Consider the following 14,968-nt stretch of genomic DNA (forward strand, 5'->3'; position numbering starts at 1 on the left):
GTGAGATTTTGGGCGCTTTTGGGCGCCCTTTTTTATGGCTGTTATTTATTTTCTTCAGGTACCGGATGGGCGGTTACCCCATGTTGAGCAAACCAGTCAAGCATGCGCTGCCAGCCATCTAATGCCGACTCTGCATGATAACTTGGACGATAGTCAGCATAAAAAGCGTGTCCTGCATCAGGGTAAACGATGATTTCTGCATCAGCATTCGCGGCACGTAATGCCTGACGCATGGTGTCGATATGCTCTGGTGTAATACTGCCATCAATGCCACCATACAAGCCTAACACGGGCGCACTGAGGTCAACGGCAACATCTACCGGGTATTTCGGCAGCAGCAAAGTTTTTTCGCCAACCAATTTGCCATACCAAGCTACAGCGGCTTTTAACTGCGGGTTATGGGCAGCATACAGCCATGTAATTCGCCCCCCCCAACAAAACCCGGTAATCGCCAGTTTGCTGGTATCGCCGCCATGGCGGGAAGCCCAATGCGCCGCGTGATCAAGGTCCACCATAACCTGATGGTCGGGTACTTTACTGACCAAATTCTTATACAACGCATTGATATCATCATATTCTTTAGCATCCCCCTGACGGAAAAATAGCTCAGGAGCGATGGCTAGATAGCCCTGTTTTGCCAGCCTGCGGCAGATATCTTGAATATGCTCATGCACACCAAAAATTTCTTGCACCACAATAATGACCGGATAAGGGCCGGTATGTTGAGCTGGTTTGGCAATATAAGCTGGTAATTCATCGCCTTGGGAGGGGATGGTGGTTTCTCCGCAGTGAATACCTTGTTGGTCGGTATGGCGGGTTGTCGAGGCCAGAGGAGCGACCGCAGATGTGAAACCGCCTGCTGCAGGCCTGAGAGTCATAAGTTGATCTGTCTTCACTGTGGTCTCCTTGCGAAATGAGGAAAGTATTGCGCGATTAATACTGACTGGGCTGAATGACCTGTCGCCGCTATATTTGCTGTTCTGGAATTTAACTATAGGTAATCTTTGAGATTAATGAGATCCGGTTTTGCAGTAATTCAGTGTTTTATTGCAACATAAGGTCTGTCTAATAAGTCAGTGAATAAAGATATGCATACAATATTAATCAATGAGTTCTATTCTTGTGATTCATATATAAATGACTATAACTGTGATTGTCTTTGTATGAAAAATAGTCTCATCGGCTTAATTTTGTGACTGGAATCACTAATTTAATGTATTGGATATAATCATTTCTTTTGTCAAGGTGATGTCCGTCACGTAATGATGGGGTGATTTTGAGTAAAGTATTCCTTTGTACCTCCCTATAACATCTCTCATGAAAGAGGAGTCTCACACATGGCTAAATCCGACGTTTTTCACTTAGGCCTGACTAAAAGCGATCTGCAAGGGGCGACTCTGGCTATCGTTCCGGGTGATCCACAGCGTGTTGAGAAAATCGCTAAATTGATGGATAACCCAATACATCTGGCGTCACATCGTGAATTTACCTCATGGCGTGCTGAACTCGATGGCAAAGCTGTGATTGTCTGTTCAACGGGCATCGGTGGGCCATCAACTTCTATTGCCGTTGAGGAATTAGCACAGCTTGGTGTGCGGACTTTCCTGCGAATTGGTACTACAGGCGCTATTCAGCCACATATTAATGTTGGTGATGTGTTGGTCACGACAGCTGCAGTTCGTTTAGACGGTGCCAGTTTGCACTTTGCACCGATGGAATTCCCGGCAGTAGCTGATTTTGACTGCACTACGGCATTAGTTAACGCGGCTAAATCGGTAGGTGCAACCACCCACATTGGTGTTACAGCATCTTCAGATACCTTCTATCCGGGCCAAGAACGTTACGATACTTTCTCTGGCCGTGTGGTTCGCCGTTTTAAAGGCTCCATGGAGGAATGGCAATCTATGGGCGTGATGAATTATGAAATGGAATCTGCAACCTTGCTGACCATGTGTGCCAGCCAAGGCCTGCGCGCCGGTATGGTTGCCGGGGTGATTGTAAACCGTACCCAGCAAGAGATCCCGAACGAAGAAACCATGAAAGCCACTGAAAGCCACGCAGTAAAAATCGTGGTAGAAGCGGCGCGCCACTTGCTGTAGTACCGGTTATTCTCATGCTTAGCGTCGACGGGTCAGTTTACTGGCCCGTTTTCTATTTCGTCGATTTATCTGTTAATGTCGTAGCTCTTATAATGGACAATAATAAGAGGAAAACATGACGACACCTGCTCTATCTCATCCTTCCCTACTGCCACTGGATGGTGGTATTAACTTTCGTGATCTCGGTGGCAATGCTGTTGCTGATGGGCGGCGTATCAAACGTGGGTTGCTGTTTCGTTCCGGTTCACTCGATCGTTTGAGTGCCAAGGATTGTGACTTACTCAGCAGCGGCTCTGTTGCTCAAATTCTTGATTATCGAGATGCTGATGAAGTTCGGGCCAAACCTGATGTAGTGTGGCATGGGGCTAGTTATCACAATATTCCTGCCAACCCACTCAGCAGTGAAGTTAATGCCAATCTGGAAAAGCTGACTAATGAAACCTTAGCGACCTTTGATGCTCGCGCTTTCATGTTAGAGCTTTATCGTCGGTTACCTTTTAGTAATCAAGCTTATCAGCAACTGGTTAGTTTGCTGCAAAACAGCGCTTCACCACAGCACCCTGCCACAGGGGTAGTTCAGCATTGTGCTGTTGGGAAAGACCGTACCGGTGTGGGTTCTGCCCTAGTGTTGTTCGCTTTAGGGGCAGATGAATCGACGGTGTTGGAAGATTATCTGTTGACCGAAACCACATTGAAGCCTTTTCGTGAGCATATGCTGGCGGAACTGGCACTAAAACTCAATGATCAGGCGTTAGGACAATTCGCTTTTGTACTGTCAGCCAGAGAAGAATTTATTCAAACCGCGCTACGTAGTATTCATGAGCGCTATGGTAGCCGGGAGCATTGGCTTCAACAGGAGTTTGGTCTTGGCAGCATAGAGCGAGAAAAGTTACAGTCATATTTTCTGGAATAGGGGCTCTCTATCACCCGCTTTTCCAATTCGCCTCCTACTGAGCCACTGAGTGGCTCTTTTTAACCGCTTAATGATGCAAACTACCGCTTAACCAGTTCGCTGATATTTCTCTTAGGGACCAAGCGTATGTTAACGCCTGACAAATTCCCTGGAGAGAATGCTCATGCAACATGCGATTACCTTTGTTATCGCTTCAGCGTGTATCCTTACGATCTGTTACCGTTTGTACGGTATCTTTTTTGTTCGTAAGGTTCTGCGCGTCGATGACAGTGAAGTAACACCTTCCCACACCTTTGAAGATGGCAAAGATTACGTTCCAACTAAAAAATGGGTGAACTTTGGTAGCCACTTTGCAGCAATCGCTGCGGCGGGTCCCTTGGTTGGCCCGGTGCTGGCAGCCCAATATGGCTATTTACCCGGCTTCCTGTGGTTACTGATTGGTTGTGTTATCGGTGGTGCGGTTCACGACACCGTGGTTCTGTTTGCTTCAATGAAGCATCAGGGCAAATCACTGTCTGAAGTCGCTAAGTCAGAGCTCGGCCCGGTTGCAGGTTGGTGTACCGGACTGGCTATGCTATTCATCATCACGATTACCATGGCTGGTTTGTCGATGGTGGTGGTACATGCCCTGGAACGTAACCCTTGGGGGACTTTCGCGGTATTCATGACCATCCCTATCGCTATTTGCGTTGGTTTATGGGAACGGATGACAGGTAGCATGAAAGGGGCTTCTTATGTCGGCATCGCCGCCATTATGGTGTGCGTGTTTGTCGGCCCCTATATTGAAGGCACCTGGCTTGGCGAATGGTTAATGCTGAAAGCCGATACCGTCAGCATTATTCTGCCAATGTATGCTTTCTTTGCGACTGCACTGCCTGTCTGGATGTTATTAACTCCTCGTGGTTACCTCTCTAGCTTTATGAAAATCGGTGTATTTGGTGCACTGATTGTTGGTGTTGTATTTATCAACCCTGAGATTCAATTCCCAGCACTGACACAGTTTATTCATGGTGGTGGCCCCGTTCTGGCAGGGCCGGTCTGGCCGTTTATCTCCATTACTATTGCTTGTGGTGCTATTTCTGGTTTCCATGCCTTTATCGGTTCAGGTACCACACCAAAGCAAATCGATAAATGGAGTGATATTTTACCCGTCGGTTTTGGAGCGATGCTGGCTGAATGTATGGTTGGGGTTATGGCCCTGATCGCTGCAACGTCCTTGCATCCAGCTGACTACTTCGCGATTAACTCATCTGCTGAAGCCTGGAGTATGCTTGGCATGGAAGTAGTTAATCTGCCAAAACTGAGTCAGGAAATTGGTCTGGACTTATATGGCCGTACTGGTGGTGCTGTCACCTTGGCGGTTGGTATGACGGATATTTTCATTCGTGTGCCATGGTTTAGTAGTCTCGCCGCTTACTTCTTCCAGTTTGTTGTTATGTTTGAAGCGGTATTTATCCTGACCGCAGTTGACTCTGGTACTCGCGTTGCTCGCTACTTACTGCAAGATTTCTTGGGTGATATCTGGGCACCATTGAAACGCACTGATTGGCTACCTGGCACATTGGCTTGTAGTGTTATCGCTTGTGCATTGTGGGGCTACCTCCTGAACTCTGGTGATATCAACTCGGTATGGGCATTGTTTGGTGTGTCAAACCAGTTAATGGCTTCTGTTGGCTTAATCATTGGTGCCACTATCATTCTGCGTTTAGCGACTAAACGGATTTACATGCTGACCTGTGTTATTCCACTGGCTTATCTGTTTGTTACCGTCAACTATGCTGGTTACTGGATGATCACTCACGTGTATTTCAACTCAGCAGCAAAAGGCTACAACCTATTCAATGGCATCATCTCTATCATCATGATGACATTGGGTGTCATCATCTTGATATCTGCCTTGAAAAAATGGCGTGAATTGTGGATCCGCAGATCAGCCGAAATGGCAGGCAATAAAGTTGCCATTGCTAACGCCTGATAAACTAAATTTATTGTATTAACTTGTCAGAATGGCCGGAATCTTCCGGCCGTTTATTTTTTGTTAAGCCAAAATGTCGACACATTGCGTATGCTAATGGCCACTTTATTGATAACAGGAAAATACCTGTGACCCTGAATGATGTCATTACTACCACTATCGATTTTGTTCGCGAACATGAAACATGGGCTATGCCTATCGTGTTTATTCTTGCCTTCGGCGAGTCACTCGCTTTTATCTCTTTGCTTCTACCTGCAACAGTTATTTTGCTCGGATTGGGAGCATTAATCGGTGAAAGTGGTATTTCTTTCTGGCCGATTTGGACCGCTGCCGTAGCCGGTGCTTTCTTTGGCGATTGGCTCTCTTATTGGGTAGGTGACCATTACAAGGATCGCGTCGGCACCTTGTGGCCACTTTCTCGTAATCCTCAGCTATTGGTCCGTGGTCACGTGTTCTTTGAACGTTGGGGATTCTTTGGTGCTTTTATTGGTCGTTTCTTTGGTCCACTACGTGCAGTCGTTCCACTGGTGGCCGGTATTTGTGGTATGCCAAAGTTCTATTTCCAGTTAGCTAACATCACTTCCGCCTTAATTTGGGCATTCGGTATTTTAGCTCCAGGCGCATTTGGTATTCAGTGGCTTTCTCACTGGATAGATTAGCCCTACCTGAACAAATGGCCCGTCATCAGTGCTCTACGGCTGACAGTTTTAGCCTATTCCTTCGTGGCAAAGTAAGTGTTTTTTAAACTGCTTATTATTTATGCGTACCGCTTCGCAAGATGGCATGTAACGGAAAAACACTCTGGACATCCATACAGTATCCCCTTACCTTGACTAACAATAGGTTAATGGGGAGATAACCGTGGATATCAGTTTATTTTATGGGCTGGGGGGCTGTCTGCTTGGTGGCCTTATTGGCTGGCTGATTGCCAGCTTGTATCAGCAGCGTAATAAAACACAGCAGGATATTGAACGGCGGTTACTGGAACAGGCATTACAACAGTCTCAACAGAATACCGCAGAATTACAGACGTCTTTACAACGTAATGAACAACAATTACGGCAAGGTGAATTAGAACTGCGCAATTTACATAGTCAGCTAGCGGCAAATGCTGAAAAGCTACAACAATTAGCTCATTGGCGCGATGAATGCGAGCAACTTAATCAAGAGCTACGTGCTCAAAGGGAAGTGAATAGCGCGCAAGAAGCCGAACTACGCGAAGTGACTATCCGCCTGGAAGAAACCCGCCTGACTGCAGAAGAAAAGCAACGTTTGCTCCTTAATAGCGAACAGCGGCTAAACACTCAGTTTGAAAATCTGGCAAACCGTATCTTTGAACAAACTGGCCGCCGTGCGGATGAACAAAATAAGCAAAGTTTGGATCGCTTATTGTTGCCTCTGCGCGAACAGTTGGATGGTTTTCGTAGACAGGTTCAGGATAGTTTTGGGCAAGAAGCGCGTGAGCGCCATACTCTGACCCATGAAATCCGTAGTCTGCAACAGCTCAATGCTCAAATGGCACGCGAAGCGTTAAATCTGACCAAAGCTCTCAAAGGGGATAATAAAACGCAGGGAAATTGGGGCGAAGTCGTTTTGGCTAAAGTGTTAGAAGCCTCAGGTCTGCGTGAAGGTCATGAATATCAAACCCAGGTTAGTGTCAAGATTGATAACAATAACCGCATGCAACCAGATGTTATCGTTCGCTTGCCACAGGGTAAAGATGTCGTCATTGACGCTAAAATGTCGCTGGTGGCTTATGAGCGCTATTTTAATAGTGAAGATGATGCTGAACGAGAAGCGGCATTAAATGAGCATTTATCCTCGCTACGCGCCCATATTAGAATGCTAGGCCGCAAAGATTATCAGCAACTTCCCGGCTTACGTTCGCTTGATTATGTTTTGATGTTCATCCCGGTAGAACCGGCTTTTCTGGTCGCAATAGACCGCCAGCCAGAATTGATCAGTGAAGCATTACAGCACAATATTATGCTGGTTAGCCCGACAACTCTGCTAGTGGCTCTACGAACTATCACTAACTTATGGCGATATGAGCACCAAAGCCAAAATGCGCAACGTATCGCCGAAAGAGCGGCCAAACTCTATGACAAATTGCGCTTATTTGTTGATGATATGGAGTCCTTAGGGCAAAGCCTCGATAAAGCTCAGATAAGTTATCGTCAGGCAATGAACAAACTGTCGCAAGGCCGTGGTAACCTGATAGGGCAAGTTGAAGGTTTTCGCACTCTGGGGGTCGAGGTAAAACGGCCTATTAGCCCATCACTGGCAGAGAAAGCCAGTATGGATGAGAACCCAGAGGGCGATTTAGCGCTATCCGATGATGCAGAGTCGGCAATCAATGATTCTGCACCGCTGAAGTACTAGGGTTAGTTGCATGTTCCTCTTCTGTATGATGTTGAGAAGACTGCGATTAAGCAGGTACCTTAATACCAGGTGAGGTGGGGCTTTCATCGGAGTTCTGGTACACTTCCTCGAAAGATTGACTGAAAAGCAGGCACAGAAAATGGTAGATCAGAACAAGGAAACCACTCATTTTGGTTTTCGCACCGTAGCCAAAGAACAAAAAGAAGGCATGGTGGCAGAAGTTTTTCATTCCGTAGCCGCCAAATACGATCTGATGAATGACCTGATGTCGTTCGGTGTTCACCGTATTTGGAAGCGTTTTACTATTGACTGTAGCGGTGTTAGGCGCGGTCAACGGGTATTGGATCTGGCGGGTGGTACAGGAGATTTAACAGCTAAATTTTCTCGTCTCGTGGGTGAACAGGGCGAAGTGGTTCTGGCTGATATCAATGAATCTATGCTGCGTATGGGCCGTGAAAAGCTGCGTGATAAAGGTATTGTCGGTAATGTCAGTTATGTGCAGGCCAATGCTGAGGCCTTGCCTTTCCCTGATAATTACTTTGATTGCATCACCATTTCATTCGGTTTGAGAAATGTAACCGAAAAAGAAAAGGCGCTACGTTCTATGTATCGGGTATTAAAGCCCGGCGGTCGCTTGTTAGTTCTCGAGTTCTCTAAACCACTTCTTGCTCCTTTGAGCAAAGCCTATGATGCTTACTCTTTCCATATTCTGCCTAAAATTGGTGAGCTTGTGGCGCAGGACTCTGGAAGCTACCGCTATTTGGCGGAGTCTATTCGAATGCACCCCGACCAAGAAACACTGAAAGGCATGATGATGGATGCCGGGTTTGAAAACGTAACCTATTCCAATTTAACCGGTGGCATTGTTGCGTTACATCGGGGCTTTAAGTTCTAACAGGAATGGGTTTATGTCACTAAAATCACTGCTGTTTAAGCCTTTGTCATTGAAACCTGTTTTATTGTCGCCGCTAATTACAGCCGCTATAGAAACATCACTCAATAGTGTGCTATTTCGCGATAACAGCATGAAAGCTGCACGTCTACGCTTAGCAGGGAAAGTTCTGCGCATTGAGTTGCGTGAGATGAGCTTTCCGTTGCTACTCGTTTTTAGCGAACGGCAGGTAGATGTTTTAAGCCAATGGAGTGGTGAAGCGGATTGTAGAGTGAAAACCGACGTTGCTGTATTAGCAAAATTGCGTGACCGCCAGCAACTCTCACCCTTGATGCGAAGTGGTGAACTGATTGTCGAAGGTGATATTCAGGTGGTGCAACAACTTGTTGCGTTATTAGACCTTGCTGAGTGGGAACCTGCAGAATGGTTGGCTCCCTATATCGGTGATATTGCCGCTGAATCGATAGGGCAGATAGTGCATAAAAGTAGTCGTTTTCTTAGTAAACAGTTACGGCAGCAGCAACATTATGTGGCTGAAGCAATAACCGAAGAATGGAAAATAGCGCCTGCTCCACTGGAGGTTGTGTGGTTTAACGAAGAGGTGGATGCCATCGTCCGTGCCACAGAGGCTTTAAGTGCAAGGTTGGCAACTATGGAGACAAAACCATGACGCCAGGAGAACTTCGGCGCCTGTATCTAATTATTCGGGTTTTCTTGAGCTATGGGCTGGAAGAATTAATTCCGAAGATACGTTTGACGTTGCCATTACGCATTGGCCGTTATCTGTTTTTCTGGTTGCCTAATCGTCATAAAGATAAACCTTTAGGTGAGCGGTTACGTCTTGCGTTACAGGAGTTAGGACCTGTCTGGATCAAATTTGGTCAGATGATGTCTACGCGTCGCGATCTATTCCCACCAGCTATTGCCGATCAACTAGCGTTATTGCAAGACAGAGTTGCTCCATTTGATGGTGCGCTTGCCCGCAAGCAGATTGAAATTGCCATGGGTGGGCCGTTAGAAACATGGTTTGACGATTTTGAACAGCAAGCTTTGGCCTCTGCCTCCATTGCTCAGGTACACACGGCACGTTTAAAAGAAAACGGTCAAGAAGTTGTGCTGAAAGTTATTCGCCCGGATATCTTGCCGATTATTAAAGCCGACGTCCGCTTAATGTATCGTCTTGCTGGCTGGGTACCCAAGCTTTTACCTGATGGTCGCAGACTGCGCCCACGAGAAGTTGTACGTGAATATGAAAAAACGCTGCTTGATGAGTTGAACCTGCTGCGTGAAGCTGCTAACGCTATTCAACTACGCCGTAATTTTGAAGACAGCCCAATGCTCTATATTCCTGAGGTCTATTCAGACTATTGTCGGGAAAGTGTATTGGTGATGGAACGTATTTACGGTATACCCGTATCTGATATTGTTGCTTTAGAAGATCAAGGCACAAACATGAAATTGTTGGCGGAACGTGGAGTGCAAGTATTCTTCACTCAGGTTTTCCGTGACAGCTTTTTCCACGCAGATATGCATCCTGGGAACATTTTTGTCAGTTATGAGCATCCTCACGACCCACTGTACATCGGCATTGACTGCGGTATTGTTGGCTCGTTGAACAAAGCAGATAAACGCTATCTCGCTGAAAACTTTATTGCTTTCTTTAACCGTGATTATCGGCGCGTTGCTGAACTGCATGTTGATTCGGGCTGGGTGCCTCGTGATACCAATGTTGAAGATTTTGAGTTCGCTATCCGTACTGTCTGTGAGCCAATTTTTGAAAAGCCATTGGCGGAAATATCATTCGGACATGTGTTATTGAATCTGTTTAACACAGCACGTCGTTTTAATATGGAAGTGCAGCCCCAGTTGGTCTTGCTCCAGAAAACGTTACTGTATGTTGAAGGTTTAGGGCGTCAACTCTATCCTCAGCTTGATCTCTGGACGACTGCTAAGCCGTTTCTTGAGAGCTGGTTACGGGACCAAGTTGGTTTGCCAGCAGTAATCCGGGCATTGAAAGAGAAGGCGCCGTTCTGGGCTGAGAAGTTCCCAGAGCTGCCTGAATTGGTTTATGACAGCTTGCAGCAGCACAAATTATTGCAGCAAAGTGTCGATAAACTCACTACACAGATACAAGGCCAGCAACAACGTCAAGGACAATCACGGTATTTGTTTGGGGTTGGCGCTACACTATTAGTCAGTGGTACCATTTTATTCTTGGCTGGTGCGGTAGAAATCTCAACGGGATTCATTATTGCTGGAGTATTGGTTTGGCTTATTGGTTGGCGACGAACTAGTTAATTTTCTTATTGCGTGACTTATGAGTTATGTAAAAGTTATTCAAGAAGTCATTTATTTGTTCAAGAAGCTATGCGCTAGTTCAAAGTGCGGTAAGTTAGATAAGTATTCACAGAGGTTATATGACGTATAATGCGGCCTCTGTGGGATAACCCTTGTATATAGAGGTGAATGTAATGGGTGGTATAAGTATTTGGCAGTTATTAATCATTGCTGTGATCGTTGTTCTGCTGTTTGGTACTAACAAATTGCGGACATTAGGGTCAGATCTAGGTGCATCCATCAAAGGTTTTAAAAAAGCGATAGGTGATGAGACACAGACTCCTCCAACTGATGCTGATAAGACTAGTAATGATGCTGATTTTGCAAAATCGATTACTGAGAAGCAGCAACAGCCGGTAGCCAAAGCTGAAGAACCTACGAAGAGTCACGACAAAGAGCAGGGATAAGCTGTGTTCGACATTGGGTTTAGTGAACTGCTACTGATACTTGTTATTGGTCTGGTCGTGCTTGGGCCAGAACGGCTGCCTGTTGCGGTAAGAACCGTTGCTGGCTGGATTCGTACATTGCGCTCACTCGCAGCAACAGTGCAGAACGAATTGGCGCAAGAGCTTAAGTTGCAAGAGTTGCAAGACAGTCTGAAAAAAGCAGAACAGGCTGGTTTGCAGAATCTGACTCCTGAGCTAAAAGCCTCAATGGATGAACTCAAAGAGGCTGCGGAAGCATTGAAGCGTTCTTATCACTCTGATATTGCTTCGGATGCACCACACACGATCCATAATCCGTTGGTAACCGAGCCAGAAGCAATTCATGATGGTGTTACGCCGGCTGAATCGGCGACGCAAGCTCAAGCATCGCCTCAAGCTCCGAGCACTGATGAGGCGAGCTCCTCTAGTGTGGCTGAGACTCCCCCTGATAACGTCGAGAAACCCGTTGTTCAGGTTAAGGCATTTTCTGAGTCTATCCCTCCAGTAGAGAGGGAGGGTGTGCCAGTTACAAATACCCCAGTAACCAAGGCAAACACAGCGACAATTGACTCCCATAGCACAGACTCAATCAGTGCTGACCAACCTCGAACTCACCAACCTGGCGGCGATCGGTAAACATGGCTGTTGATGATACCCAACCCCTTATCACTCATTTGATAGAACTGCGTAAGCGGCTATTGAATTGTATTATCACTATTTTAGTGGTTTTTTTAGTATTGGTTTTTTTTGCCAATGATATCTATCACCTGGTTTCAGCACCGTTGATCAAACAACTGCCTGTTGGCTCCAGTATGATCGCAACTGATGTTGCATCACCGTTCTTTACCCCGATTAAATTAACCATGATGGTCTCGGTGTTTGTTTCCGCGCCGATGATCCTCTATCAGGTTTGGGCATTTATAGCTCCTGCGTTGTATAAACATGAGCGCCGCTTGATGGTCCCACTGCTGATATCCAGCAGCTTCTTGTTTTATCTGGGTATGGCATTTGCCTATTTTATTGTATTCCCGTTAGCTTTTGGTTTTTTTGCCAAAACAGCGCCGGAAAGCGTATTGATCGCGACGGATATCACCAAATACCTTGATTTTGTTATGGCGCTGTTTATGGCGTTTGGTATTTCTTTCGAAGTTCCGATTGCCATCATTCTTCTGTGCTGGGCAGGGGTGACAACACCTGAAGCATTGAAGAAAAAACGCCCTTATGTGTTTGTTGGTGCTTTTGTTGTGGGCATGCTACTCACGCCACCTGATGTGCTGTCACAAACATTATTGGCAATTCCAATGTATCTGTTATTTGAACTTGGTTTGTTCTTTGCTCGTTTTTATACTGGCAAACAACGACGTAGAGATATTGAGGAAGAAGATGAAGAAACCGATAATCCGAAGGTACCTTAAATCTCTGGATTGATGTTTAGCCGCCCTCTGGGGCGGCTTCTGTTTTGGGACGCTCATGTTTGATATCGGTGTGAATTTAACCAGCTCGCAATTTACCAAAGATTGCCCTCAGGTTGTTGCCCGCGCAAAAAAAACTGGGGTTACCGGTATGCTGATTACCGGTACTGATGCTGAGGAAAGCCAGGCTGCACTTGAGCTTGCCCGTGCCTACCCTGGTTACTGCTGGTCAACTGCAGGAGTTCATCCTCATCATGCGAGCAGTTGGCAACTTGCTGTGGAGCAGCAAATCAGGACATTGGCGGCGAATAACTCGGTAGTCGCCATTGGTGAGTGCGGACTTGATTTTAACCGCAATTTCTCCACACCAGCACAGCAAGAAATGGCATTTACTGCCCAGTTGGCATTGGCAGCAGAGCTTTCTTTGCCTGTTTTCTTACATTGTCGTGAAGCTCACGAACGTTTTATCGCTCTGCTTGCGCCTTGGTTAGATAAAATCCCTGCCGCTGTTGTGCATTGCTTTACTGGCACTGCCGATGAACTAGACTCTTGCCTGGCATTAGGTTTATCTATTGGTATCACCGGTTGGGTTTGTGATGAACGCCGAGGCCTTGAACTAAGAGCATTACTGCCACGCATTCCCGTTCAACAATTGTTGCTGGAAACTGATGCCCCTTATTTATTGCCAAGGGATATACATCCAAAACCTGCATCCCGTCGCAATGAACCTAGCTTTCTGCCTCATATCGTCCAGCAAGTTGCTGTATGGCGACAAGAAGATCCTAAATGGCTGGGACAGAAAACTGATGAAAACGCCCGCCGGATTTTCCGGTTGGTTTGAGTTAGGAGAACAATATGAGCTATGCATTCCCGGGCACCTTCCCTGGTCGCCGTATGCGCCGTGTGCGCCGTCATGATTTCAGTCGCCGGCTGGTCGCTGAAAATCAACTGACAGTTAATGATCTGATCTATCCGGTGTTCGTCATGGAAGGGCATAACCAGCAGCAAGCGGTTTCGTCCATGCCCGGAGTCTCGCGTATGACGATTGACTTGTTGGTAAAGGAAGCGGAGGCGATTGCCAAGCTTGGTGTTCCGGTCATCTCGTTGTTCCCTGTTATTGAGGCAGGTCTGAAATCATTGCATGCGGAAGAAGCCTATAACCCAAATGGCTTGGTGCAACGAACGGTACGTGCTTTAAAAGATGCGGTACCTGAGCTCGGTATTCTTACCGATGTCGCACTCGACCCTTACACAACCCACGGGCAAGACGGCGTGATTGATGCTGATGGCTATGTGATTAATGACATCACCAAAGAGATTTTGGTGCGCCAGGCATTGTCACATGCAGAAGCAGGGGCCGAGATTGTTGCTCCAAGCGATATGATGGATGGCCGTATTGGCGCTATTCGCGATCAGTTAGAATTGCAAGGGTTGGTGAACACGCAAATCATGGCGTACTCAGCAAAATATGCTTCTTGCTACTATGGTCCATTCCGCGATGCTATTGGCTCTAGCAGCAATTTAAAAGGTGGGAATAAGAAAACCTATCAAATGGACCCGGCTAATAGTGATGAAGCTTTACAAGAAATAGCCCAAGACTTGCAGGAAGGCGCTGATATGGTCATGGTCAAACCAGGAATGCCATATTTGGATGTAGTGCGCCGGGTGAAAGATACCTTTGGGGTTCCGACTTTTGCGTATCAGGTTTCGGGTGAATATGCGATGCACATGGCAGCCATTCAAAATGGTTGGCTGCAAGAAAAACCGACAGTAATGGAGTCGCTGTTATGCTTTAAACGTGCCGGTGCGGATGGGGTATTAACCTATTTTGCTAAGCAAGTTGCACAATGGTTGCATGACGAGCAAATGCAGCGATAACTCTTTGCATATCAGTAATAAGGTAGGTGCGGATGTACCTACCTCGATTTATTTTTATACCGGGATATTATTGTTTTTCGAACTGACGATTATCCAGGCTTTGCAGTACTTGGCTATTGAGCATATTCAGTAACAACATTGAACGTGCTTCGCCATCTGGTTCGGTATAAATCGCCTGTAGCCCAGAAAAAATACCCTCTGTAATCGTCACAACATCACCAGGAATCGGAACTTCTGGCGCAATGATTTTATCTGCAGTGTGAGATTGCATCTCGGCGATAACGAGTGCTGGAATGACCGCAGGTTGCACACCAAACCGGACAAAGTGGCTTACACCTCGAGTGGCACTTATCGTCGTGGTATGAATATTTTCCGGATCAAATTCCACAAACAGATAATTAGGGAATAACGCCTCTGTCGTTTCAGCCCGTTTTCCGCGCACTATCTTTTCGATAGTCACTATTGGTGTCCAGCAATTTACGTCTTGCCGTTCCAGATGTTCCTTAGCGCGTAACAGTTGGCCACGTTTACAATATAATAAATGCCAATATTTCATAATTTCACATGCCTTTAGATACTACTTGGCAGCATAACAAAAGTGGCGATATATAAACAGCAAGTATAGATGTGTCATTTATAGCATACTGATTGTTAT

15 protein-coding genes are annotated in these 14,968 nt (G+C 46.3%); 13 read left to right on the forward strand and 2 right to left on the reverse strand.

What is annotated here, in order from left to right; genetic code table 11:
- Nucleotides 1-41: 41 nt before the first annotated feature.
- Nucleotides 42-896 (reverse strand): dienelactone hydrolase family protein, encoded by an 855-nt coding sequence (locus DJ58_RS07755; RefSeq protein ID WP_032912018.1) that lies wholly within the window; start codon nt 894-896, stop codon nt 42-44.
- Between the two features lie 441 nt (nt 897-1,337).
- Between DJ58_RS07755 and udp the strand changes: the two genes are divergently transcribed.
- The 13 genes from udp (at nt 1,338) to hemB (ending at nt 14,313) form a co-directional block, all read left to right on the forward strand.
- Nucleotides 1,338-2,099 (forward strand): uridine phosphorylase, encoded by a 762-nt coding sequence (gene udp, locus DJ58_RS07750; protein WP_004712376.1) that lies wholly within the window; start codon nt 1,338-1,340, stop codon nt 2,097-2,099.
- A gap of 115 nt (nt 2,100-2,214) precedes the next feature.
- Nucleotides 2,215-3,012 (forward strand): tyrosine-protein phosphatase, encoded by a 798-nt coding sequence (locus DJ58_RS07745; protein WP_004712377.1) that lies wholly within the window; start codon nt 2,215-2,217, stop codon nt 3,010-3,012.
- 163 nt (nt 3,013-3,175) lie between these two features.
- Nucleotides 3,176-4,987 carry a carbon starvation CstA family protein gene (locus tag DJ58_RS07740; RefSeq protein ID WP_032912019.1) on the forward strand — a complete coding sequence of 604 codons (1,812 nt, stop codon included), beginning with the start codon at nt 3,176-3,178 and terminating at the stop codon, nt 4,985-4,987.
- Between the two features lie 128 nt (nt 4,988-5,115).
- Nucleotides 5,116-5,646 carry a DedA family protein gene (locus tag DJ58_RS07735; RefSeq protein ID WP_004712379.1) on the forward strand — a complete coding sequence of 177 codons (531 nt, stop codon included), beginning with the start codon at nt 5,116-5,118 and terminating at the stop codon, nt 5,644-5,646.
- 202 nt (nt 5,647-5,848) lie between these two features.
- Entirely contained in the window at nt 5,849-7,369 is a 1,521-nt protein-coding gene (gene rmuC, locus DJ58_RS07730; protein WP_004712380.1) for a DNA recombination protein RmuC, read from the forward strand.
- A 139-nt stretch (nt 7,370-7,508) separates the two neighbouring features.
- On the forward strand, nt 7,509-8,264 hold the full coding sequence (gene ubiE / locus DJ58_RS07725) for a bifunctional demethylmenaquinone methyltransferase/2-methoxy-6-polyprenyl-1,4-benzoquinol methylase UbiE (protein WP_032912021.1): 756 nt from the start codon (nt 7,509-7,511) through the stop codon (nt 8,262-8,264).
- Nucleotides 8,265-8,277: 13 nt separating this feature from the next.
- On the forward strand, nt 8,278-8,931 hold the full coding sequence (gene ubiJ / locus DJ58_RS07720) for a ubiquinone biosynthesis protein UbiJ (protein WP_004712382.1): 654 nt from the start codon (nt 8,278-8,280) through the stop codon (nt 8,929-8,931).
- Nucleotides 8,928-10,559 carry a ubiquinone biosynthesis regulatory protein kinase UbiB gene (ubiB, locus tag DJ58_RS07715; RefSeq protein ID WP_032912024.1) on the forward strand — a complete coding sequence of 544 codons (1,632 nt, stop codon included), beginning with the start codon at nt 8,928-8,930 and terminating at the stop codon, nt 10,557-10,559. Before ubiJ ends, ubiB begins: the two co-directional genes overlap by 4 nt.
- Nucleotides 10,560-10,732: 173 nt before the next feature.
- Nucleotides 10,733-11,005, forward strand: a complete 273-nt coding sequence (tatA, locus tag DJ58_RS07710; RefSeq protein WP_004712384.1) for a Sec-independent protein translocase subunit TatA — start codon at nt 10,733-10,735, stop codon at nt 11,003-11,005.
- 3 nt (nt 11,006-11,008) lie between these two features.
- Complete coding sequence (gene tatB, locus DJ58_RS07705) at nt 11,009-11,659, forward strand: Sec-independent protein translocase protein TatB (RefSeq protein WP_004712385.1); 651 nt, start codon at nt 11,009-11,011, stop codon at nt 11,657-11,659.
- A 2-nt stretch (nt 11,660-11,661) separates the two neighbouring features.
- A complete protein-coding gene (gene tatC / locus DJ58_RS07700) occupies nt 11,662-12,438 on the forward strand; it encodes a Sec-independent protein translocase subunit TatC (RefSeq protein WP_004712386.1) in 777 nt (258 codons plus the stop codon).
- A 55-nt stretch (nt 12,439-12,493) separates the two neighbouring features.
- Entirely contained in the window at nt 12,494-13,276 is a 783-nt protein-coding gene (tatD, locus tag DJ58_RS07695; protein WP_004712387.1) for a 3'-5' ssDNA/RNA exonuclease TatD, read from the forward strand.
- A 14-nt stretch (nt 13,277-13,290) separates the two neighbouring features.
- A complete protein-coding gene (gene hemB / locus DJ58_RS07690) occupies nt 13,291-14,313 on the forward strand; it encodes a porphobilinogen synthase (protein ID WP_004712388.1) in 1,023 nt (340 codons plus the stop codon).
- Nucleotides 14,314-14,380: 67 nt separating this feature from the next.
- On the opposite strand, the gene rfaH is transcribed toward hemB, so the two are convergent.
- Nucleotides 14,381-14,869 (reverse strand): transcription/translation regulatory transformer protein RfaH, encoded by a 489-nt coding sequence (rfaH, locus tag DJ58_RS07685; protein WP_032912026.1) that lies wholly within the window; start codon nt 14,867-14,869, stop codon nt 14,381-14,383.
- Nucleotides 14,870-14,968 lie beyond the last annotated feature (99 nt).

Origin of the sequence: Yersinia frederiksenii ATCC 33641 (assembly GCF_000754805.1) — a bacterium.
Classification (GTDB): Bacteria; Pseudomonadota; Gammaproteobacteria; order Enterobacterales; family Enterobacteriaceae; genus Yersinia; species Yersinia frederiksenii.

Bases quoted from the DNA above. Each gene is read 5' to 3' on its own strand.
- udp (WP_004712376.1), top strand. From the start codon at position 1,338: ATGGCTAAATCCGACGTTTTTCACTTAGGCCTGACTAAAAGCGATCTG.
- DJ58_RS07745 (WP_004712377.1), top strand. From the start codon at position 2,215: ATGACGACACCTGCTCTATCTCATCCTTCCCTACTGCCACTGGATGGT.
- DJ58_RS07740 (WP_032912019.1), top strand. From the start codon at position 3,176: ATGCAACATGCGATTACCTTTGTTATCGCTTCAGCGTGTATCCTTACG.
- ubiE (WP_032912021.1), top strand. From the start codon at position 7,509: ATGGTAGATCAGAACAAGGAAACCACTCATTTTGGTTTTCGCACCGTA.
- ubiJ (WP_004712382.1), top strand. From the start codon at position 8,278: ATGTCACTAAAATCACTGCTGTTTAAGCCTTTGTCATTGAAACCTGTT.
- ubiB (WP_032912024.1), top strand. From the start codon at position 8,928: ATGACGCCAGGAGAACTTCGGCGCCTGTATCTAATTATTCGGGTTTTC.
- tatA (WP_004712384.1), top strand. From the start codon at position 10,733: ATGGGTGGTATAAGTATTTGGCAGTTATTAATCATTGCTGTGATCGTT.
- tatC (WP_004712386.1), top strand. From the start codon at position 11,662: ATGGCTGTTGATGATACCCAACCCCTTATCACTCATTTGATAGAACTG.
- tatD (WP_004712387.1), top strand. From the start codon at position 12,494: ATGTTTGATATCGGTGTGAATTTAACCAGCTCGCAATTTACCAAAGAT.
- hemB (WP_004712388.1), top strand. From the start codon at position 13,291: ATGAGCTATGCATTCCCGGGCACCTTCCCTGGTCGCCGTATGCGCCGT.
- rfaH (WP_032912026.1), bottom strand. From the start codon at position 14,869: ATGAAATATTGGCATTTATTATATTGTAAACGTGGCCAACTGTTACGC.